Annotated in this window: 24 protein-coding genes; all 24 read left to right on the top strand. The window is 29.0% G+C overall.

All coding sequences use genetic code 11. The features are described from left to right. Positions 1–1,212: Hsp70 family protein (locus tag J7G74_RS15030; protein ID WP_297136821.1), on the top strand; the 1,212-nt coding region annotated here is incomplete at its 5' end. A 137-nt stretch (positions 1,213–1,349) separates the two neighbouring features. Then, positions 1,350–2,510 (top strand): molecular chaperone DnaJ, encoded by a 1,161-nt coding sequence (gene dnaJ / locus J7G74_RS15025; protein WP_297136819.1) that lies wholly within the window; start codon positions 1,350–1,352, stop codon positions 2,508–2,510. Positions 2,511–2,682: 172 nt separating this feature from the next. Continuing rightward, positions 2,683–3,624: a 50S ribosomal protein L11 methyltransferase gene (gene prmA / locus J7G74_RS15020; RefSeq protein WP_297136817.1), complete on the top strand. Its 942-nt coding sequence runs from the start codon at positions 2,683–2,685 to the stop codon at positions 3,622–3,624. 8 nt (positions 3,625–3,632) lie between these two features. Next, the gene (locus J7G74_RS15015) at positions 3,633–4,385 is read left to right on the top strand and encodes an RsmE family RNA methyltransferase (RefSeq protein WP_297136825.1); all 753 of its coding nucleotides are present in this window, start codon (positions 3,633–3,635) and stop codon (positions 4,383–4,385) included. Between the two features lies 1 nt (position 4,386). Then, positions 4,387–5,697, top strand: coding sequence for a tRNA (N(6)-L-threonylcarbamoyladenosine(37)-C(2))-methylthiotransferase MtaB (gene mtaB, locus J7G74_RS15010; RefSeq protein ID WP_297136815.1), 1,311 nt, complete (start codon positions 4,387–4,389; stop codon positions 5,695–5,697). A 48-nt stretch (positions 5,698–5,745) separates the two neighbouring features. Continuing rightward, on the top strand, positions 5,746–6,096 hold the full coding sequence (locus J7G74_RS15005) for a histidine triad nucleotide-binding protein (RefSeq protein ID WP_297136813.1): 351 nt from the start codon (positions 5,746–5,748) through the stop codon (positions 6,094–6,096). Positions 6,097–6,255: 159 nt separating this feature from the next. Further along, a complete protein-coding gene (rpsU, locus tag J7G74_RS15000) occupies positions 6,256–6,435 on the top strand; it encodes a 30S ribosomal protein S21 (protein ID WP_002844447.1) in 180 nt (59 codons plus the stop codon). A gap of 26 nt (positions 6,436–6,461) precedes the next feature. Beyond that, the gene (locus J7G74_RS14995) at positions 6,462–6,905 is read left to right on the top strand and encodes a GatB/YqeY domain-containing protein (RefSeq protein ID WP_297136811.1); all 444 of its coding nucleotides are present in this window, start codon (positions 6,462–6,464) and stop codon (positions 6,903–6,905) included. A 127-nt stretch (positions 6,906–7,032) separates the two neighbouring features. Continuing rightward, on the top strand, positions 7,033–7,530 hold the full coding sequence (locus J7G74_RS14990) for a TspO/MBR family protein (protein WP_297136809.1): 498 nt from the start codon (positions 7,033–7,035) through the stop codon (positions 7,528–7,530). A 283-nt stretch (positions 7,531–7,813) separates the two neighbouring features. Next, positions 7,814–8,047: a YabP/YqfC family sporulation protein gene (locus J7G74_RS14985; RefSeq protein WP_297136808.1), complete on the top strand. Its 234-nt coding sequence runs from the start codon at positions 7,814–7,816 to the stop codon at positions 8,045–8,047. A gap of 11 nt (positions 8,048–8,058) precedes the next feature. Continuing rightward, positions 8,059–9,360, top strand: a complete 1,302-nt coding sequence (locus tag J7G74_RS14980; protein WP_297136806.1) for a sporulation protein YqfD — start codon at positions 8,059–8,061, stop codon at positions 9,358–9,360. A gap of 33 nt (positions 9,361–9,393) precedes the next feature. Continuing rightward, positions 9,394–10,398: a PhoH family protein gene (locus J7G74_RS14975; protein ID WP_297136804.1), complete on the top strand. Its 1,005-nt coding sequence runs from the start codon at positions 9,394–9,396 to the stop codon at positions 10,396–10,398. A 19-nt stretch (positions 10,399–10,417) separates the two neighbouring features. Further along, positions 10,418–10,879, top strand: a complete 462-nt coding sequence (gene ybeY / locus J7G74_RS14970; protein WP_297136823.1) for an rRNA maturation RNase YbeY — start codon at positions 10,418–10,420, stop codon at positions 10,877–10,879. 5 nt (positions 10,880–10,884) lie between these two features. Continuing rightward, positions 10,885–11,607, top strand: coding sequence for a diacylglycerol kinase (locus J7G74_RS14965; protein ID WP_297136801.1), 723 nt, complete (start codon positions 10,885–10,887; stop codon positions 11,605–11,607). A gap of 139 nt (positions 11,608–11,746) precedes the next feature. Further along, positions 11,747–12,637, top strand: coding sequence for a GTPase Era (gene era, locus J7G74_RS14960; protein WP_297136799.1), 891 nt, complete (start codon positions 11,747–11,749; stop codon positions 12,635–12,637). Between the two features lie 11 nt (positions 12,638–12,648). After that, on the top strand, positions 12,649–14,019 hold the full coding sequence (gene mgtE, locus J7G74_RS14955) for a magnesium transporter (RefSeq protein ID WP_297136797.1): 1,371 nt from the start codon (positions 12,649–12,651) through the stop codon (positions 14,017–14,019). Positions 14,020–14,099: 80 nt separating this feature from the next. Further along, entirely contained in the window at positions 14,100–14,210 is a 111-nt protein-coding gene (locus J7G74_RS16850; RefSeq protein ID WP_297136795.1) for a YqzL family protein, read from the top strand. A gap of 2 nt (positions 14,211–14,212) precedes the next feature. After that, positions 14,213–14,974, top strand: coding sequence for a DNA repair protein RecO (gene recO, locus J7G74_RS14945; RefSeq protein WP_297136793.1), 762 nt, complete (start codon positions 14,213–14,215; stop codon positions 14,972–14,974). After that, positions 14,975–15,586, top strand: coding sequence for a DUF4342 domain-containing protein (locus J7G74_RS14940; protein WP_297136791.1), 612 nt, complete (start codon positions 14,975–14,977; stop codon positions 15,584–15,586). A 142-nt stretch (positions 15,587–15,728) separates the two neighbouring features. Next, positions 15,729–16,607 (top strand): glycine--tRNA ligase subunit alpha, encoded by an 879-nt coding sequence (gene glyQ, locus J7G74_RS14935; RefSeq protein WP_297136789.1) that lies wholly within the window; start codon positions 15,729–15,731, stop codon positions 16,605–16,607. Beyond that, positions 16,607–18,673, top strand: a complete 2,067-nt coding sequence (gene glyS, locus J7G74_RS14930; protein WP_297136787.1) for a glycine--tRNA ligase subunit beta — start codon at positions 16,607–16,609, stop codon at positions 18,671–18,673. The genes glyQ and glyS overlap by 1 nt, the downstream gene beginning before the upstream one ends. Before the next feature lie 319 nt (positions 18,674–18,992). Next, positions 18,993–19,622 carry a helix-turn-helix transcriptional regulator gene (locus J7G74_RS14925; protein ID WP_297136786.1) on the top strand — a complete coding sequence of 210 codons (630 nt, stop codon included), beginning with the start codon at positions 18,993–18,995 and terminating at the stop codon, positions 19,620–19,622. Positions 19,623–19,632: 10 nt separating this feature from the next. Beyond that, the gene (locus tag J7G74_RS14920) at positions 19,633–20,472 is read left to right on the top strand and encodes a pyruvate, water dikinase regulatory protein (RefSeq protein WP_297136785.1); all 840 of its coding nucleotides are present in this window, start codon (positions 19,633–19,635) and stop codon (positions 20,470–20,472) included. A gap of 52 nt (positions 20,473–20,524) precedes the next feature. Next, the gene (gene ppdK, locus J7G74_RS14915; protein ID WP_297136783.1) at positions 20,525–23,155 is read left to right on the top strand and encodes a pyruvate, phosphate dikinase; all 2,631 of its coding nucleotides are present in this window, start codon (positions 20,525–20,527) and stop codon (positions 23,153–23,155) included. Positions 23,156–23,247: the final 92 nt, after the last annotated feature.

The raw sequence follows: 23,247 nt of genomic DNA, 5'->3' as shown, positions 1-23,247 counted from the left end.
GTTATAATAGATTATTTAGCTGAAGAATTCAAAAAAGCTGAAGGTGTTGATTTAAGAAGTGACAACATGGCTCTTCAAAGATTAAAAGAAGCTGCTGAAAAAGCTAAAAAAGAATTATCTTCAACAATGAATACAAATATAAACTTACCATTCATAACAGCTACTGCAAGTGGACCAAAACACTTAAACATAGATTTATCAAGAGCTAAATTTGATGAATTAACTGCTTCATTAGTTGAAAAAACTATGGAACCAACTAAGAGAGCTTTATCTGATGCTGGTCTTTCAGTATCTGAAATAGACGATGTATTACTAGTAGGTGGATCTACAAGAATACCAGCTGTTCAAGAAGCTGTTAAGAAATTTATAGGAAAAGAACCTCACAAAGGAATAAACCCAGATGAATGTGTTGCTGCTGGTGCTGCTATACAAGCTGGTGTTTTAACTGGTGAAGTTAATGACTTATTATTATTAGATGTTACTCCATTATCATTAGGTATAGAAACTATGGGTAACGTAATGACTAAAATAATAGAAAGAAATACTACTATACCAACTAAAAAATCTCAAGTATTCTCAACTGCTGCAGATAACCAAACTGCTGTTGATATACATGTTCTTCAAGGTGAAAGATCTATGGCATTTGATAATACTACTTTAGGTAGATTCCAATTATCAGAAATACCACCAGCACCAAGAGGAATACCTCAAATAGAAGTAACTTTCGATATAGATGCTAACGGTATAGTTCATGTTACTGCAAAAGATTTAGGAACTGGAAAAGAGCAAAAAGTTACTATAACTTCAGGAACTAATTTAAGTGAAGAAGAAATAGAAAGAAAAGTAAAAGAAGCTGAAATGAATGCTGAAGCTGATAAAGCTAAAAAAGATAAAATAGAAGCTGTTAACCAAGCTGATTCAACTATATATCAAACAGAAAAAACATTAAATGAACTTGGAGAACAAGTAAGTGCTGATGATAAATCTGCAATAGAGGCTGCTATAGCATCATTAAAAGAAGTAAAAGATAAAGAATCTGCTACTGCTGAAGAAATAAAAGCTGCTATAGATGAAGTAATGAATAAATTCCACAAAGTTTCTGAGCAAATGTATCAACAAGCTCAAGCTGCTGGGCAAGCTCAAGGTGGAGAGCAAGCAGGTCAAAGTCAATCAAATGATGATGTTGTAGATGCAGACTACACAGAATTATAAGATTAATAAGTTGCAACTCGATAGTAATTGTGTATAATAAATTAAAGGATATTAATCTGTTTTAGAACAATTAATAATAGCTTGTAGTTTAATATTCTACAAGCTATTATTTTGTAAAATAAAGGTGGTGACAAAATTTGGCAACTAAAAGAGACTATTATGATGTCTTAGGTGTAAATAAAACAGCAGAAGCACAAGAAATAAAAAAAGCTTATAGAAAACTAGCTATGAAATATCACCCAGATAAAAATCCTGGTGATAAAGAAGCTGAAGAAAAATTTAAAGAAATAAATGAAGCATATGAAGTATTATCAGATGAAACTAAAAGAAGAAATTACGATCAATTTGGTCATGAAGGTGTAAATGGTCAAGGATTTGGTGGTCAAGGTTTCGGAGGCCAAGGATTTGGTGGATTTGATGATATATTTGGAGATATATTTGGAGATATGTTTGGTGGAGGATTCGGCGGTGGTCGTCAAAGAAGAAGAGGGCCAGAGCGTGGAGCTGACATAAGACAAAGTGTAACTATATCTTTTGAAGAAGCTGCTTTTGGTAAAAAAGTTCAAGTTAAAGTAAATAGAAGTGAAGAATGTGATGAATGCCATGGAAGTGGTGCAAAACCAGGAACTTCTAAAAAAACTTGTCCAACATGTAATGGTAGCGGTCAAGTACAATCTGTACAAAGAACTCCTTTTGGTAATATAGCAAGTACTAGAACTTGTGCTACATGTAATGGTGAAGGTGAGGTTATAGACTCTCCATGTTCAAAATGCCATGGTAAAGGTAGTATAAGAAAAACTAAGACTATTGAAGTTGATATACCAGCAGGTATAGATGAAGGTCAAATGATTAAGCTTTCTGGTCAAGGTGAACTTGGAACAAGAGGTGGACCAAGAGGAGATTTATATATAGTTGTTAATGTTAAAAACCATTCACTATTTACTAGAGAAGGTTATGATGTTTATTTAGAAATGCCTATAACATTTGCTCAAGCTGCATTAGGAGATAAAATAAAAGTACCAACACTAGATGGTCAAGTTGAATATACGATTCCAGAAGGAACTCAAACTGGAACAGTATTCAGATTAAAGTCTAAAGGTATACCTAAATTAAGATCAAATGTTAGAGGTGATCAATATGTTAAGGTAACAGTTGAAATACCTAAAAAATTAAATGAAAAACAAAAAGACTTGATAAGAGAATTTGCTAAAGAGTGCGGAGAAGAGGTGCACGAAAGGCAAAAAACTTTAAGTGATAAAGTGGATAGTTTTTTCAAAAATCTTAAGAAAAATAAATAAAAAAGATTTAATTTTAAATATAAATTAAAATCCTTCCAATATGAAAAATAAATTGGAGGGATTTTTTGCGATTATGTATTTTATTATGTATAAAACAATATTATAAAAGAGAATAATTATGATATAATAAGATTCATGAAAAATAGTATAAAGATTGAAAGAAGGTTTACATATGAATTGGATAGAAGTAACGATTAAAACAACTACAGAAGCTGTAGAAGCTATAACAAATATACTAGATAATGAAAGAACGGGTGGCGTTGTAATAGAAGATCCTAAAGATTTTTTATTCCAAAAGAAAAATGAACTTGATTGGGATTATGTTGAAGAAGAAGTATTTAACAAAAGTGGACAAGATGGTGTTTTAATAAAAACATACATTTCAGAAGAAAGAAATGTGATGGAAGTAATTGAAAATATAAAACAAAAAGTTTTAGGATTAAAAGAGTTCGGTATAGATATAGGTGAGGGTAGTGTTTCTTTAGGCCAAGTTAGAGAAGAAGACTGGGCAAACGAATGGAAAAAATACTATAAGCCAACTAAAGTTGGTCAAAAAATAGTAGTAAAACCTACTTGGGAAGAATACGAAGAGCAAGATGGTGATTTAATAATAGAATTAGATCCAGGAATGGCCTTCGGAACGGGAACTCATGAAACAACTTCTATGTGTATCAGAGAATTAGAAAAATATGTTGATGAAACTAAAAGAGTATTTGATATAGGATGTGGAAGTGGAATTCTTGCCATAGCTGCTGCAAAACTTGGAGCGAAAGAAGTTGTTGCTGGGGATTTAGATGAAGTAGCAGTTAAAGTTTCTAAAGAAAACTGTGAAGAAAATAATGTTTCTGATAAAGTTATCGTTAAACATGGTAGCTTATTTGAAGTTGTAGAAGGAAAGGCTGACGTAATAGTAGCGAACATAATAGCAGATATAATAAAAATATTGGCTAAAGATGTAAGTGAATTCTTAACAGAAGATGGTGTATTTATATCATCTGGAATAATCCTTGCAAAAATAGATGAAGTAGTTGATGCTTTAGAACAAAATGGATTTGAAATAGTTGAAATAATAAAACTTGGTGAATGGTCAGCTATAGTTTCTAAATTAAAGTAGGTGAAATGATGGATAGATTTTTCACACCTAAAAGCAATATAAATTTAGAACAAAATACTTGTGTTATAGAAGGTGAGGATGTAAAGCATATTTCAAAAGTCCTTAGATGTAAGGAGAATGATAGAATTGAAGTATGTGATATGGATAACAATGAGTATATTTGTGAAATAAAAGAAATAAACAAAGACAGCATAATATTAGACATAATTGAAACGGTTAATATAAAACGTGAATCAGACTTAAAGGTCAAATTATATCAAGGTATGCCAAAAGGAACTAAAATGGAGCTAATACTTCAAAAGTTAACAGAAATTGGTGTAGACGAGATTATTTTAGTACAGGCTAAAAGAAGTGTAACTAAAATTGATAACAAAAAAGAAGATAAAAAAATTGAGAGATGGGAAAGAATCATTTATGAAGCTGCAAAGCAAAGTAAAAGAGGAAAAATACCAAAACTTACAGGTGTATTGTCTTTCAATGAAGCATTAGAAGATATGAAGAATAATGATTTAAATCTTTGTCCTTATGAAAACGAAAGAACAGTTTCTATAAAAGAAGCTATTAGAGGATTAGATGTAAGTAGTGTTGGAATTTTTGTTGGACCAGAAGGCGGATTTGAAGAAGAAGAAGTCAAAAAAATTCAAAATATAGATGGAAAAGTTGTGTCTCTAGGGCCTAGAATACTTAGAACAGAAACGGCATCTGTAGTTGCGTCATCAATAGTTTTATATGAGCTGAGTGACTTAGGAGGAAATATATAAAATGAAAAAAGTAGCATTTTATACTTTAGGATGTAAAGTAAACCAATATGAAACAGAAGCTATGCTTGAAATGTTCAAAGAAGATGGATATGAGCAAGTTGGTAGTGAAGATTATGCAGATGTATATGTTATAAACACTTGTACTGTAACGCATATGAGTGATAGAAAATCACGTCAATATATAAGAAGAATGAAAAAGAAAAATCCAGACTCAATAATAGCAGTAGTTGGATGTTATTCTCAAGTTTCTCCAGAAGAAATACTTGAAATAGAAGAAGTAAACCTTGTAATGGGAACTAATGAAAGAAGAACTATAGTTGATGAAATTAAAAAGTTAGAGGAAGTTCAAGGAGAGAAAAAAGCTAGTACTGTAGATGATATAATGAAAGTAAGAGCTTTTGAAGAAATAGAAATAAGTCAATCAAACGGAAGAACTAGAGCATTTATGAAAATACAAGATGGGTGCGATAGATTCTGCACTTACTGTATAATACCTTATGCAAGAGGTGGAAAAGTAAGAAGTAGAGATATGGAAAGTATAATCAATGAAGCTAAAATTTTAGCTGAGAATGGATACGAAGAAGTGGTGTTAACAGGTATACATGTTGCTTCTTATGGTAAAGATGTAAGAGATGCTAATGTAGGTCTTTTAGATGTAATAAGACAAATAAATGAAATAGATGGAATAAAAAGAATAAGAACAAGTTCTGTTGAACCTATTCTATTTACAGATGAATTTGTGAATGAAGTTGCTAAAATGGAAAAAGTTATGCCACACTATCATTTATCACTTCAAAGTGGATGTGACGATACGTTAAAAAGAATGAATAGAAGATATACAACAGCAGAATACAAAGAAATAGTAGATAAATTAAGAAGAGAAATACCAAATGTTGCTATAACTACAGATGTAATTGTTGGGTTCCCTGGCGAAACAGAAGAAGAGTTTGATCAGACATACAGTTTCTTGAAGGATATAGAATTATCTCAAATGCATATATTCAAATACTCACCAAGAAAAGGAACTAAGGCTGCTGAAATGGAAGCTCAAGTAGATCCTCAAGTAAAAAATGAAAGAAGTGATAAGCTTTTAAGCTTAAATAAAGAAAACTTTGAAAAATTTGCATCAAGAATGTTAAATAAAGAATTTGATGTTTTATTTGAACAATCAATAGGAAATAATAAATATGAAGGATTAACTCCAAATTATTTAAAAACTATTGTAACATCTAATGAAGATATATCTGGTAAAATATTAAAAGTTAAAATTACAGATGTGAAAGATGAATATGTAGAAGGAATTTTAGTATAAGTTGTAGAATTTTAGCAATAGAATAGTAAATAGTTAGGAGGTGGAAAAATGGATTGTTTATTTTGTAAGATAGTAAAAGGAGAAATACCATGTACTAAAGTATATGAAGATGATAAGGTTCTAGCTTTTAATGATATAAACCCTGTGGCTCCATATCATATATTAGTTATTCCTAAACAACATTTTGATAGTATTGCAGATGTTAGTGATAAAGACATGGAAATAGTTGCACATATTCACTCAGTTATAAATAAAATAGCTATAGATAAAGGATTTAGTGATGCTGGATTTAGAATTATAAATAACTGTAGGGAAGATGGAGGTCAAGAAGTTAAACATCTTCATTATCATGTTTTGGCTGGAAAAAAACTTCCTCTTTATGAAGCTGAAAAAAAATAAGTTATTTATAAATATTTTAAAATTATAGATAATTAAATACTTGATAAAAGTATAATTTTAGTTTATAATAAACAAAGTGTGAGGTTGTAATGCAGTGATGCAGATATAATCAAATTACAGTCCCAGCATAATTCGCGCAATCGGAGGGAGGGAAAAAGAATGTCAGAAGTAAGAGTAAGAGAAAATGAATCATTAGACAGTGCTTTAAGAAGATTTAAACGTCAATGTGCAATGTCTGGCATAATGTCAGAAGTAAGAAAAAGAGAGCACTATGATAAACCAAGTGTAAAACGTAAGAAAAAAGCTGAAGCAGCTAGAAGAAAAAACGCTAAAAGATAGTAAATAGAAGTAAAGAGGTGAGGGGAATGTCCCTTAAACAAAAGTTACAAGAAGATCTAAAATCTTCTATGAAAAATAAAGATGCTATTAAAAAGTCTGTTATAACTTTAATTAGAGCTTCTATTAAACAATATGAAGTTGATAAAAGAGTTGAATTAGGAGACGATGAAATAGTTGATCTTATTGCAAAGCAATTAAAACAAACTAAAGATTCTCGTGATGAGTTTGAAAAAGCTGGCAGAGATGATTTAGTAAGTAAAGCAGAAGCAGAGATAGAAGTTTTAAAAGAGTACCTACCTCAACAATTAAGCGAAGAAGAATTAAATGAAATTGTAATTTCTACCATATCAGAAGTAGGAGCTACTTCTATGAAGGATATGAAAAAAATTATGACATCAATAATGCCTAAAGTAAAAGGCAGAGCTGATGGTAAACTAATAAATGAGTTAGTAAAGAAAAATTTACAATAGATAAAAACCTAGAGAGTAATCTCTAGGTTTTTTTATGTTTTATAAAGAAATAATCATAAAATACAGTTATTGTACATACTTATTAAGAAGAAATATATGAAATAATAAGGGAAAGTGAGGTAAGAAATTGATTATATCCGTTAAAGAAGTTAAAAAGTTTATTTATTGTGTGTTAATCCCACTACTTATAGGATATTTAAGTAGTTTAATATCTAAAATGATATGTTGGGGAGATATGATTACATATTACCATGAACTTATTAAACCAGGTTTTGCACCTCCAGGCATCCTATTTCCTATAGTATGGACTATAATATATATTTTAATGGGAACATCATCATACATAATAATGTCACATAAGAAAGATGAAATGAAAGTGAAGGATGCAATGTTTTATTATTGGTTGCAATTAGCATTGAATTTCATTTGGTCTATTTTATTTTTCGGTTTTCAATTAAGATTAACAGCGCTAGTAGACATAGCTTTACTTATAATATTTGTAGTAATAATGATATATAATTTCTATAAAATTAGACCTTTAGCGGCATATATAAATATACCATATATAATGTGGTTAATATATGCATTTATACTTAACTATTTTATATGGTTTATAAATAGATAATATTACATAATAAAATTAAAATTCGCTTTGCATGAGCTATATATCGGCGAAAAATTCATGTGGTCAACGACTTCGTTTATTGATCAATTTATTAGGTTGGAATTTATAATTTATTCAAGAAATAGATAAATTATAAATTTTATACCATATAAAAAGCTGAGAGTATTCTCAGTTTTTTTTGTATATAGATATGTATTAAATATTAGAAAAATAAAAATATGAAAATATAATGAAACATTAGTGTACCTAATTAATAAAATATACAGAAGGAGGAGATGAAAAGATGGAGATTTCACCAGATTTAAAAGTAACACAGCCAACAGTTACGATGATTAGTAATACATTTGTAAGAATAGAAAACTATTTGTCTATTATAACTTATGATACTAATCTAATTAAAATAAAAACAAAAGTAAAAACAGTAAAGGTAACAGGAGACAAACTATTACTAAAATATATTGAGGAAAATGAAATAGGAATAAAAGGACTTATATACTCAATAGAGTATATAGATTAGGAGGAGATAGTGTGATAAGTTTCGTAAGAGGATATTATGTATTAACAGTAGAGGGAATAGAAACAGAGAGCTTTTTGAATTACCTTATAAGAAATAAAATATATGTATACAATGTAAATAGGATAAATAAGACTAAAATACAATTTTCTATAAATAGAGAAGATTATAAAAGATTGAAAAAAATACATAGAAGTAATAAGTTTGATATTAAGGTTAAAAAGCAGACAGGCATCCCATTTATAGCTAAAAGAATTTATACATATAGAGGTATGGTTGTTTGTGCAGTCATATCTCTAGTTATTTTAATGTCCACTTCTTTATTTGTAACAGATGTATATATAACAGCTCCAGAAGGTATTGATAAAGTAGCTTTAAAAAATGAGTTGTATAAAGAAGGGGTTAAGCCAGGTGTATATAAAAAGAGTATAGACAGAAAAACGGTAAGAGATAATATAATGGGAAAATTTAATGATATCGCATATGTATCTATAAATGTAAAAGGGACTAATATTTTTGTTAATATAACTAAAAAAGAAGAAAGCCAAAATCAGGAAGATAGCTCAAATTATTGTAATATTATAGCGACAAAAGATGGTATAATAGAAAAAGTAGTAGCTAGAAGTGGAGAGGCTCTTGTTGAAGAAGGGGATATTGTAAAAAAAGGTGATGTATTAATTAATGGAGCTAGTACTACAGCTATACCAGAAGTTTGGGCAACTACATTTTATGAGGCTAAAAAAAGTTCAAATTACATAGATGTAAAAAATCAAAGAACAGGAAAAAGTAAAAATGTTTATACCATAAGTTTCTATGATAAAAAATATAAAATAATGAGAAACATAAAGTATAAAGATTATGAAATTGAAAATAAAACATATGAACTCAGACTAGGAGATTATACATTTCCTTTAAAAGTAATAGTAAGTACTTTTTATGAAGTAAGAAAAGTAGAAAATAAAGTTGACGTTGAAAAACTAAAAGAAGATTTATCTAGACAGGTATTAAAAGAGTTACAATATACAATACCTGTATCTGCAAGAAATATTGTTTCAAAAGATAAATATAATGTAACTCCTAATATGGTAGAATATGTAGTAACAGTTCAAACAAGCGAAAATATTGCAAAGCTTGAGATTCTTAATAAGAGTGAAGCTGAAGCAATAATTAAATCTAACCAAGAAAAAAAAATAAAAGAAGAAGGTGAAGAGCAAAATTCTAATCCTCAAAAAAGACCTATTAATGATATAAGAAATGAGTTTGAAGAAGATAGCGATAATAGTAATGAAGAAGATAAAGAAGAAGGCAATAACTAATAAATTTATATGACTTAAGGAGGAATAGTTCAGTTGATAATTCAAAAAAAGTTTATAGTATCAGAAGAAAAATTTGAAAGAGAGCTATTTGGAAATTTTGATGAAAATATTAAATTAATAGAAAATGCTCTAAGTATAGATGTAATACTTAGAGAAGGTAATATTGTTTTAATGGGAGAAGAAAAAAATGTAGATTTAGCATTAAAACTAATGACAGAATTACATGATACTGTATCAAATGGAAAATCATTAGATAAGCAAAGTATTACATACTCATTATCTCTTTTATTAGAAGGCAGTGAGATGAAGATAAAAGAGTTAGAAGATGTAATAATACTTACTAAGAAAGGTAAGCCTATACAGCCTAAGACTTTAGGTCAGAAAGAGTATGTAGAGTTAATAGAAAAAAATGATATTACTTTTGGTATAGGTCCCGCAGGAACAGGAAAGACTTATCTAGCTGTAGCTATGGCAGTGAAAGCGTTTAAAAGAGATGAAGTAAGCAGGATTATATTAACTAGACCAGCAGTTGAAGCAGGGGAAAGTTTAGGATTTTTACCAGGAGATTTAAAAGATAAGGTAGATCCTTATTTAAGACCATTATACGATGCATTATTTGATATGTTAGGAGCTGACAGATTTAATAAATATTTAGAAAGAGGTACTATTGAAGTAGCACCATTAGCTTTTATGAGAGGTAGAACACTTGATAATGCATTTATAATATTAGATGAAGCTCAAAATACTACACCAGAACAAATGAAGATGTTTTTGACGAGACTTGGATTTGGTTCTAAAGCTGTAGTAACAGGCGATGTCACTCAAACAGATTTACCAAATACTAAAAGAAGTGGATTAGTTCAAGCTACAAAAATCTTAAAAAACATACAAGGTGTTGGAAGTATACAGTTAACTGATAAAGATGTTGTAAGACATGAGTTAGTACAACGAATTATAAGAGCTTACGAGAAATTTGAGAAAAGAGAAGAATTTAACAAAAATAAAAAACAAGAAATCAAAAGAAATGATAAAAAATAAGACAATAGAAGGTGGAACAATGGAACTGATAATAGACAATAGACAAGATAAATTAGAAGTTAAAGAAGAATTAATAGAAAGAATAAAAGATATAATCTCTGAATGTTTAGACTATGAAGGATATGATGATGATTATGAGGTAAGTTTATCATTTGTAGATAATAAAGAAATACATCAATTAAATAGAGATTTTAGAGGTGTTAATAGACCTACAGATGTATTATCTTTTCCTCTATTAGTAGATGAAGAGTTTGATGTGGATTTTGGAGAAGAATCTTTAGGTGATATAGTTATATCTTTAGAAAAAGCATTTGAACAAAGTAGAGAATATAATCACAGTTTTGAAAGAGAAGTATGCTTCTTAGTGTGTCATAGTATGTTTCATTTATTAGGTTATGACCATGATACAGAAGAAAATACAAGGGAAATGAGAGAAAAAGAAGAACATATTTTAAGTAAGTTAGGAATAACAAGGGAGTAATCTTTATGAGAGATAAAAAGCATCACCCTAATATAATAGAAGCATTTAATGCTGCTATCCAGGGGATTTTATATACCTTTAAATATGAACGAAATATGAAAATACATTATTTTATTGCTGTAATAGTTTTAATGGCAAGTTTGTTTTTTGATTTAACTACATTTGAGAGGATGATTTTAATTTTATCTATTTCTTTAGTCATAGTATCTGAAATGTTTAATACAGCCATAGAAAATACTGTTGACTTAGTCACAGATAAGTATCATCATCTAGCCAAAATTGCTAAAGATGTGGCAGCTGGAGGGGTACTAATATCCGCTTTAAATGCAGTTGCAGTAGGATATTTGATTTTTTATGACAAGTTCAATGATATAACAAAATCTTTAATATTTGCCATAAGAAAGTCTGATCCTCATGTTACATTAATTTGTGTAGTATTAGTATTAATAGCAGTTGTTGTAGTAAAGGCATTAACTTTTACAGGTACACCTTTAAAGGGAGGTATGCCAAGTGGTCATGCAGCATTAGCTTTTGCTCTTGCAACAGCCATAACAATGATGATTGAAAGAGCAACGGCTTGTGCTTTGGCATATATTATGGCAATCCTAGTAGCTCAAAGTAGGATAGAAGGAAAAATACATACATTTTGGGAAACAGTTGCAGGAGCATTACTAGGAATACTAGTTGCTATGTTAGTTTTCCAGTTAAAAATCATAAACTTTTATTAAAATATGATATAATATAATATAATGTTAGATATTTAATAATATTTTATATAAAAATATTTTACTATACGAATATCTGAAAAATATAGTGAAAAATGAACAATAACATAAATAATCAAAAGATGAGTTAGGAGAATTATAGATGTTCAAGTCAGGATTTATAAGCATAGTAGGTAGACCGAACGTTGGAAAATCTACATTAATGAATAATGTTGTAGGAGAAAAAATTGCTATAATGAGTGATAAACCTCAAACAACAAGAAATACTATTCAGGCAGTATATACTTCAGATGATTGTCAAATGGTATTTTTAGATACACCAGGTATACATAAGCCTAAGAACAAATTAGGAGAGTTCATGGTTAAATCAGCTACAGATGCATTTAAAAATGTTGATGTAGTATTATTTGTAGTTGATGATTCTAAAAAGATAGGACCAGGTGATAGAAAAATAATAGAAGATTTAAGAAATATAAAAACTCCTATAGTTTTAGTTATAAATAAAATAGATCAAATAGAAGAAGCTGATTTATTCAATTTAATGAAATTATACAATGAAGAAGGTATATTTAAAGAAATAGTACCAGTCTCAGCTTTAAAAGGAAGAAACATAAAAGAGTTATTAAAAGTAGTAGAAAACTATCTTGAAGAAGGTCCAAAATACTTCCCAGACTATATGATTACTGATCAACCGGAGAGAGTTTTAGTTTCTGAATTAATAAGAGAAAAAGTTCTACACTATGTACATGATGAAGTACCGCATGGCGTAGCAGTAGAGGTTGAAAGAATGAAATTTAGAGAGTCTCAAAATATAATTGATATTTCAGCTGTCATATGTTGCGAAAGAACTTCGCATAAGGGTATAATTATAGGAAAGAATGGTAGAAAACTAAAAGGTATAGGAAAGTCAGCTAGAGAAGATATGGAATTACTTTTAGGAGCTAAAGTTAACCTTCAATTATGGGTAAAAGTTAAGGAAAATTGGAGGAATTCACAAAATTACATTAGTGATTTTGGATACAATGATAAATAAAGGTGGATTATATGGATAAGAAACAAGAAGATTCCAAGGAATTGTTAAGGGATGTTATATACTTACTTGAAAATAATAAATTATTAGATCTAAGGGAATTACTAGAAGAGTATCATATTATGGATATATTTGATGTAATGGAAAACTTAGAAGAAGAAATGAAAATAAAATTGTTTGAAGTATTACCAATAGATATGTCTGCTTCTATTTTAGAAGAAAGTGGTCCAGAATTTTTTAAATCTATTTTATCAAATATTGATCAAGAGCATGGTAAAAATATATTGGAACAAATGTCTTTAGATGATATGACTGATATTTTAAGTCAAATGGAAGAAGATGAAAGACAAAATATAATGAATCTTTTGAGTAAAGAAGATGCTAATGATGTGAAAGAATTACTAGTTTATGATGAAGATTCTGCTGGTGGTATAATGACTACTGGATATATTGAAATAAATAAAAATATGACTGCTAAAGATGCCATAGAACACATGAGAGAAAATGCATTAGATGCAGAAACAATTTACTATATATATGTGATTGACAATGATGAAAAATTAGTTGGAGTTTTATCACTTAGAGAGCTTATTACTGCAAGAGATTCTGTCATAGTAGAAGACTTAATGAGTGAAAATATAATATCCATAGGTGTTGATGAAGATAGAGAAGAAGCTGTTAGATTAGTATCTAAATATGATTTAATTGCAATACCTGTAACGGACAAAGAAGGTATTTTAAAAGGTATAATAACAGTAGACGATATAATAGATGTTATGGAAGAAGAAGCAAGTGAAGATCTATATAAATTAGCCGGTTCTTCTGAACATGAAAGGGATGTGGTAGAAAATCAAAATGCTACACCAATTCAACAAATAACATCATCTTTAAGAGCGAGAACACCATGGTTAGTTATAATTTTAGCTATGGGATTACTTTCTACACTTATATTAACAAAGCTTAATTTTATAGGAACAGATTCTAGTTATGTAAAGATATTATTATTTTTACCAGTTATATTATGTTTAGGTGGAAGTATAGGTATGCAATCCTCATCTATAACACTTATGACTTTGGGTAATAAAGATGCAGGTAACACTAATATACTAAAAGAGGTTATAGTCGGGTTAATAACAGGTATATTCTGTGGGATAATAACAGGAATAGGTACTTATTTTATAATAAGTGATGTTAATATAGCTTTATTAGTATCTATAGCTGTATTAATAAATATGATTTTTGGAGCGACTGTAGGTGCATTTGTGCCAGTCTTACTAAAAAAATTAGAAATTGACACATCTATAGTATCAGCCCCATTAGTATCAGTTATACTTGATTTTATAGGAATATGTATATTCTTTATAATAACAACTATGTTTTTGTAAAAAATTGTTTGCTAAAATAATGAATTATTTACCCTTTTCTTACGAAAAATATTAATAAATTGTGAGAAGGGGGTAATAATATGTACAATTTATTTTGGCAAATTTTTAAAACTACAGGAAATATAGAGGCTTATTTATATATTAATAATCACAATACTTTACTTAAGAAGAGCGAAAAAAAGGGAGATTAATAATGGTAGTTTTAAATACCCAGGGTATAGTACTTAAATCAGTTGCTTATAAAGAGAATGACCTAATTTTAACTATATTTACACGAAAACTGGGAAAAATATCTGCAGTAGCTAGAGGTGCTAAGAAAAGTAAAAGCTCTTTATTGTCTTCTTCGCAAATATTTGCTTATTCAAACTTTACCTTAAAAAAAGAAGGGAATATGTATAGAGTTGCTCAAAGTGAGATAATAAAAAGTTTTTATAATTTATCTTATAATTTTGACGCTTTTTCTTATGCAACTCATATATTAAAATTAGTTGATACTTTTTTAATAGAAAATCAATCAAATAATAGATTATTTATACTACTTGCTCAATCGTTATATTTATTTTCAGAAGAAGATATAGATATGGAATATATAACTCTTTGTTTTGAACTTAAGTTTTTAGATTACATAGGATTTAAACCAATAGTTAAAACATGTGTAAATTGCTACAACAATGATTTTAAAAATCCAGTATTTAATGTATATGAAGGAGGAGTATTATGTGAGAGGTGCAGTGAACACTTTGAACATAATTTAAATATGAATATAACTACTACAAAACTTATACAATATATACTAGACAATGATATACTATCCTGTTCAAAAGCAAAGGTATCAAAATACCTTATTAATGAGCTAAGTAAAATTTTAAAAATATATATGGATGTATATTTGGGAAAAATAAATGATAAATCCTTAAATGTTTTAAAAAGTCTAAATAAAAAAGGAGTGTATTAAGTGAGTAATATAACTATAGAAGCTATTGACCAAGTTATGGAGAGAGTTCCTGGTGCAACTTATGCACAGGTTAAAGAAGCACTTATAAAATCTAATGGAGACGTGGTAGATGCTATAATTTTACTACAAGATAATGACACTAATCAAAACGAAGAAAGTAGTAATAGTAAAAAAACATTTGAAGATATATTTGGTAAAGATTCTGAACAAATGAAAGAAGATATATCAGAACTTATAAGAAAAAGTAACGTAGTACGTATAGTAATTGAAAAAAATGGAAAAATAATAATGAACGTGCCTATTACTGTAGGAGTTGTAGGTGTTGTGTTTGCACCTATGTTATCATTAATAGGTTTTTCAGCATCAGTATTAGCAAAATATAGAATAAAAATTAAAAATGAAGATGAAGGCACAGTAGTAGACTTAGGAGAATTTAGTGAAGAAAAATTGACTATTATAAAAGATATGTTAAGCAATGCAGCTAAAGATGTAAAAAGTGCTGTAGATAAAAAAAATAAAAATACAGAAGATAAAAACGAAGATAGTAGTGACGAAGATGTCATTATAAATCTAAGTAAACAAGATTATAGAGAAAAAAATGATGAAGAGTAATAAATAATAGTCTAGTTTATTGACAAATTTTTTATGTTTTGTTATTCTTACAAATATAAACGAAGTATTAAGAGGCCTTTCGTGGATACGGAAGGCCTTATTGCTATAAATAGGTAACAAATAAAATTTAGGAGGTATTATTATGAATTTTCAAGATATGATACTAGCGCTTCAAAGTTACTGGTCTAAGCAAGGATGTATTATGATGCAACCTTATGATGTTGAAAAAGGTGCTGGAACAATGAATCCAAACACGATCTTAAGATCATTAGGACCAGAACCATGGAGTGTTTGTTATGTAGAGCCATCAAGAAGACCTGCAGATGGAAGATATGGTGAAAATCCAAATAGATTATATCAACATCACCAATTCCAAGTTATATTAAAACCATCTCCAGAAAATATACAAGAATTATATTTAAAAAGTTTAGAGGCTATAGGGATTAATCCACTAGAGCATGATATAAGATTTGTTGAAGATAACTGGGAATCAACTACAGTTGGTGCTTGGGGTCTTGGATGGGAAGTTTGGTTAGACGGTATGGAAGTTACTCAATTCACATATTTCCAACAAGTTGGAGGTATAGAATGTGAGTTAGAAACTGGAGAAATAACTTATGGTTTAGAAAGACTTGCAATGTACATCCAAGATGTAGACAGTGTTTATGATTTAAAATGGAATGATAACATAACTTATGGAGATGTTTTCAGACAAGCTGAATTTGAAAATAGTACATATTCATTTGACGAATGTGATGCAGATATGCTGTTTAACTTATTTGATACATATGAAAAAGAAGCTTTAAGAATAATAGACAGAGGATTAGTGATACCTGCTTATGATTATGTCTTAAAATGTTCTCATACATTTAATACATTAGATGCAAGAGGTGCCATAGGTGTTAGCCAAAGAGCTTCATTTATAGGAAGAGTTAGAAATATGGCAAAGGCAGTAGCTGAACTATATGTTAAGCAAAGAGAAGAATTAGGATATCCACTATTAAAGGAAGGTGACAAATAATGAATAATTACCTTTTATTAGAAATTGGGGTAGAAGAATTACCATCAAGATTTGGACAATCTACATTAGATCAAATAGAAAATAATTTAAGTAAATTATTAACAGAAGAAAGAGTAAACTTTGATAATATAGAAAAGTATGCAACTCCAAGAAGATTAACTTTTGTAATAAAAAATATAGCTGATAAAGCAAGTAATTTAGAAGAAGAAGTTAAAGGACCTGCTAAAAAAATAGCTTTCGATGCAGAAGGAAACTTCACTAAGCCAGCGCTTGGATTTATGAAAAGTAAAGGTTTAAAAGAAGAAGATGTATACTTTAAACAAGTAGGAAATGCAGAGTATTTATTTGGTACTATAAAGCAGGAAGGTAAAGAAACTAGCGAAGTATTAAAGAATATAATACCAGAATCTATAAAAAATGTAACATTCCCTAAAGCTATGCGTTGGGGTGGAAAAAATATGAGATTTGCTAGACCAATAAGATGGATGGTAGCTCTATTAAATGATAATGTACTTGAAGTAGATTTAGAAGGAATAAAAGCTTCTAATATAACTAAAGGACATAGATTCCTTGGAGAAAGGGAATTTGAAGTAAATTCAATAGAAGAGTACTTCGAAAAATTAGAAAACAATTACATAGTATTAGATCAAAATAAAAGAAAAGAAATGATAAGAAATCAAGCTATAGAGGTTGCTAATTCTTTAGGTGGAGAAGTTGAACTTGATGAAGATTTATTAGAAGAAATAACATTCTTAGTAGAGTATCCAACTGCTTTCTATGGTGAGTTTGAAGAAGATTATGTTAAACTTCCTAAAGAAGTTGTAACTACACCAATGAAAGAACATCAAAGATACTTCCCAGTATTAAAAGATGGTAAATTACTACCAAACTTTATAGCAGTTAGAAATGGAGATTCTAATAGAATAGATTTAGTCAAAGCTGGTAATGAAAAAGTTTTAAAGGCAAGACTAGCAGATGCTTTATTCTTCTATAAAGAAGATACTAAAAAATCTTTAGAAAGCTTTATAGAAAAATTACACACTGTTGTATTCCAAGCTAAACTTGGTACAGTATATGATAAAACTTTAAGAATAGAGAAATTATCACAAGCTATAATAGATGAATTAAACATGACAGAAAGTAAAGAAAACACTATAAGAGCTGCTAAACTATGTAAAGCTGATCTTGTTACAAACATGGTATTCGAGTTTACAGAACTTCAAGGTATAATGGGTAGAGATTATGCTAAAATAAGCGGTGAAAATGAAGAGGTTTGTGAAGGTATATTTGAACATTATCTTCCAAGATTTGCTGGAGATATATTACCTGAGACTAATGCGGGGATAGCTTTATCAATAGCTGATAAATTAGATTCAATAGCTGGATTCTTTGCTATTGGAATAAAACCATCTGGTTCTCAAGACCCTTATGCTTTAAGACGTCAAGCACTAGGTATATTAAGCATATTATTAGATAAAAAATTATCTGTTAACTTAAATAGTTTAATTAGTGCAGCATTAGATAATTATTCTGATCTTGAATTTAACAAAGAAGAAGTAAGTGAACAAATAGTTGAATTCTTTGTTGAAAGAGTTAAAAACTTATTTAAAGATTTAGGAATAAGATATGATGTTATAGATGCAGTATTAAATAATAATCTAGATGATATATCAGATATACATACTAGAGCATTAGAGCTAAACAGATGGCTTCAAAAAGATGAGTTAGTAGAAATGTTAACTGCATTTAATAGAGTTTCAACTTTAGCACAAAAAGCTACTGGTGATACTGTTAAAGAAGAACTATTAAAAGAAGATGCAGAAGTAAAACTATATAATAGCTTTAAAGAAATAAAAGTAAATGTTGAGAGTTTATTAAATGATAAGAAATATAATGAAGCTTTAGATGCTTTTGCAACATTAAGACCATTAGTAGATAATTTATTTGATAATGTTATGGTAATGGACAAAGATGAAGCTATTAAAGAAAATAGATTAGGATTATTAAAGCAAATTTACAGTACTATGCTAACAATTTGTGACTTATCAAAAATAGTATATAAATAAAATATAAGAAAAAAACAACCTTCCTTTTAGCCCTATTTCACTTAAAAGGAAGGTCTTTTTAATCTTTATTACATCATATTTATAGAAAGTATAAAGATATAGTATTTATGAAAATAAAAAGTATGGCATATATATTAAGCAAGTTGTAATATTATATGCATTATAATGTAAATGAAAGTTAAAACTAATAAGAAAATAGAGAAAAATATAAAAAATACATCATAAATGAATAAAAAATCTATTTACATAATAGTATATAAAGATATATAATATACTATATAAGATAAAACGGATAAATAGTGTATCATATTGAAAGAGGGTGATTGTCATTCAACTTAACCAAAGACAACAAAAGATTATAGAAATAGTTAAAGAAAATGAGCCTATTACAAGTGAACAAATAGCTTCTATTTTAAGTGTTACTAGAGCTACATTAAGATCTGACTTAGCTATATTAACAATGACAGGAATTTTAGATGCAAGGCCTAAGGTAGGATATTTTTATTCTGGTATAAGCAACTTAAATTTTGTAGGAAATGATATAAAAAATAAAAAAGTTGAAGAAGTTATGGGGATACCAGTAGTAGCTAAAAAAGATGATAGCCTGTATGAAGTAATTGTTAATATGTTTTTATCTGATGCAGGAACAATTTTTATTATAGACAAAGATGATAGCTTATGTGGTGTGGTTTCAAGAAAAGATTTATTAAAAGCAACTATAGGTGGAGGGGATATGAATAAAATGCCTATAGGTATGATAATGACAAGAACTCCAAATATAGTTACTGCAATAAAAGATGAAAGCATTGTATTAGTTGCAAAAAAAATAATAGAGCATGAAATTGATTCTATACCAATAGTTGAGAATATAGATAATAAAACTAGGGTAATTGGAAAAATATCCAAAACTAATATAACAAAATTATTTTTGGAAATAGTTGACAATTAAGGAGGAGAAGATGGAGAGTTTTATATTATATGCAATATCTGATTCCATAGGTGAAACAGCCCAACAAGTTGCAAAAGCGGCTATATCCCAATTTGATATAAAAGAAGAAAGCTATGAAGTTAGAAGATTTCCTTATGTATCTAATAAAGAAATATTAATAGAAATATTAGAAAGTGCAAAAAAAGAAAATGCGATAATAGTTTATACATTAGTAAGTGAAAATTTAGGTGATACTGTAGAAGAGTTTTGTTCAAGAGAAAACTTACATTGTGTTGACTTAATGTCACAGATACTAAATATATTATCTGATAAAATTGGAGAATCTCCAAGGAGAGAACCTGGTATTATTAGAAGAATGAATGAAGAATATTTCAGAAGAATAGAAGCTATAGAATTTGCAGTTAAATATGATGATGGAAAAGACCCAAGAGGTGTGTTAAATGCAGATTTAGTTTTAGTTGGAATTTCTAGAACATCTAAAACACCGCTTAGTATGTATTTAGCAAATAGAAATATCAAAGTTGCAAATATTCCTTTAGTACCTGAGATACCTATACCAAAAGAAGTATTTGAAATAAATCCTAAAAAAATAATAGGGTTAACAAATACACCAGAAAAGTTAAATGAAATAAGACAAGCAAGATTAAAAGCTTTAGGTTTATCAAGTAATGCTAATTATGCAAAATTAGATAGAATCTTAGAAGAGTTAGATTACTCTGATAAAATAATGAAAAAACTATCTTGTCCAGTAATCAATGTAGCAAATAAGGCTATCGAAGAAACTGCTGGATTAATACTAGATATAATGAAAGAAAATGGATTAAAGAAAAAAATACACACAGCTAAATAATCTATATTAATTTAGATTTCATAAATAAATTTTTTTAAAGGGGATTGTAAATATGAGTGTTAAATATGTTTATAGCTTCAATGAAGGAAGTAAAGAGATAAAGTCTTTACTAGGTGGAAAAGGAGCAAACTTAGCTGAAATGACTAAGATAAATTTACCTGTACCGCCAGGGTTTACTATAACAACACAAGCATGTAACAATTACTATGAAAATAACAAAACAATAAAACAAGAAGTAATAGATCAAATTGAAGAAAAACTATCTGTATTAGAGAAAGATTTAAATAAGAAATTAGGAAGTGAAGAAAATCCACTACTAGTATCTGTTCGTTCTGGAGCAGTTATATCAATGCCAGGAATGATGGATACAATTCTTAATTTAGGTTTAAATGATAATACAGTAAAAGCTTTAGCAAAAGCTACTGACAATGAAAGATTTGCTTATGATAGCTATAGAAGATTTATTCAAATGTTTTCTGATGTAGCTATGGAAGTACCAAAGTATAAATTTGAAAATGTATTAGACAGATTCAAAGAGGAAAATAACTTTAAATATGACACAGACTTAACAAGCGAGCATTTAAAAGAAATAGTTGAAGAGTATAAATCAATTTATAAAAAAGAAGTTAGAGAAGAGTTTCCTCAAGATCCAAAGAAACAATTAATGTTAGCTGTAGAAGCGGTATTTAGATCTTGGAATAACCCAAGAGCTATAGTATATCGTAGATTAAATGATATTCCAAATGATTTAGGAACTGCTGTTAATATTCAATCTATGGTATTTGGTAATATGGGTGATACTTCTGGAACAGGAGTTGCATTTACTAGGGACCCAGCAACAGGAGAAAATAAATTATTAGGTGAATACTTAATAAATGCTCAAGGCGAAGATGTTGTTGCAGGAATTAGAACACCTGAACCAATAAATAAATTAAAAGAAGTAATGCCAGAAATATATAATCAATTTATAGAAACAGTAAAAGTATTAGAAAATCACTATAGAGATATGCAAGATGTAGAGTTTACTATAGAAAAAGGAAGATTATTCTTCTTACAAACTAGAAATGGTAAAAGAACTGCTGCTTCTGCAATAAATGTAGCTGTAGATCTAGTTGAAGAAGGGTTATTAACTAAAGAAGAAGCTATAATGAGAATAGATCCTAAACAATTAGACCAATTGCTTCATCCAAAATTTGAAGATAAGGCATTAAAAGAAGCTACAATATTAACTAAAGGATTACCAGCTTCACCAGGTGCAGGAAGTGGTAAGATATACTTTACTGCAGAAGAAGCAGTGGAAGCGTCTAAATCAGGAGAAAAAGTTATCTTAGTAAGACAAGAGACTTCTCCGGAAGATATAGAGGGTATGGTTTGTTCACAAGGTATACTTACTGCAAGAGGCGGTATGACATCTCATGCGGCAGTTGTTGCAAGAGGTATGGGAAAATGTTGTGTAGCTGGATGTGGAGAAATAAAAGTTGATGAGATAGCTAAAGAAGTTAGAACAGATGATATAGTATTAAGGGAAGGTGATTATATATCTCTTGATGGTTCAACTGGTAATGTTTATTTAGGTGAAGTTGCTAAAGCAGAAGTTGCTATGACTGGAAACTTTGAAAAACTTATGAGTTGGGTTGATGAAATTAGGGATATGAAAGTTAGAACTAATGCAGATAATCCAAGAGATGCAAAAGCAGCTGTAGAATTTGGAGCTGAAGGTATAGGGCTTTGTAGAACTGAGCATATGTTCTTTGATGAAGATAGAATACCTGCTGTAAGAAAAATGATATTATCAAAGACCGTAGAAGATAGAGTAGAAGCTCTAGATAAATTATTACCAATGCAACAACAAGATTTTGTAGATATTTATAGAGTAATGGGAGAAAGACCTGTTAATATAAGATTATTAGATCCACCGTTACACGAATTTTTGCCACATGATGATGAAACTATAGAAGAACTATCAAAAGATATGAATATAGATGCTAAAGAAATTAAAAAAAGAATTGTTGATTTAGCTGAATTCAATCCAATGTTAGGACATAGAGGATGCAGACTTGCAGTAACTTATCCTGAAATTGCTGTGATGCAAACGAAAGCTATAATAAATGCAGCTATAGAAGTAAATAAAGAAGGTTTAAATGTTGAACCAGAAATAATGATACCTCTTGTAGGAGCATTAAATGAATTTAGAGTAGTTAAAAATATTATAGTAGAAACGGCAAATAGAATAATAGAAGAAAATAATATGGATTTAAAATATACAGTAGGCACAATGATAGAAATACCTCGTGCTTGCTTAATAGCTGATGAAATAGCTAAAGAAGCTGATTTCTTCAGTTTTGGTACGAATGATTTAACGCAGATGACATTTGGATATTCAAGAGATGATGCTGGTAAATTCTTAGGGCAATATGTTGATGAAGAAATACTAGAAAAAGATCCATTCCAAGTGTTAGACCAAAATGGTGTTGGTAAATTAGTTAAGATGGCATCAACACTTGCTAGAGAAGTTAAAGGTCAAGAAATCAAGCTTGGAATATGTGGAGAACATGGTGGAGACCCTACATCAGTGGAGTTCTGCTATAATAGTGGATTAAACTATGTATCTTGTTCACCATATAGAGTTCCAATAGCAAGACTTGCCACTGCTCAAGCTGCAATTAAAAAAAATAATAAATAGACACATAAATATTATTAATATAAAAACGGTGAACAGAATGTTCACCGTTTTATTTTAATTATTTTAAAAGTTGATGTTTATTTTATAACTGT

Source organism: Terrisporobacter sp., from assembly GCF_017888745.1.
Lineage (GTDB): Bacteria > Bacillota > Clostridia > Peptostreptococcales > Peptostreptococcaceae > Terrisporobacter.
The sequence above is the reverse complement of the archived record's forward strand: the minus strand, read 5'-3'. Positions and strand labels throughout refer to the sequence as shown.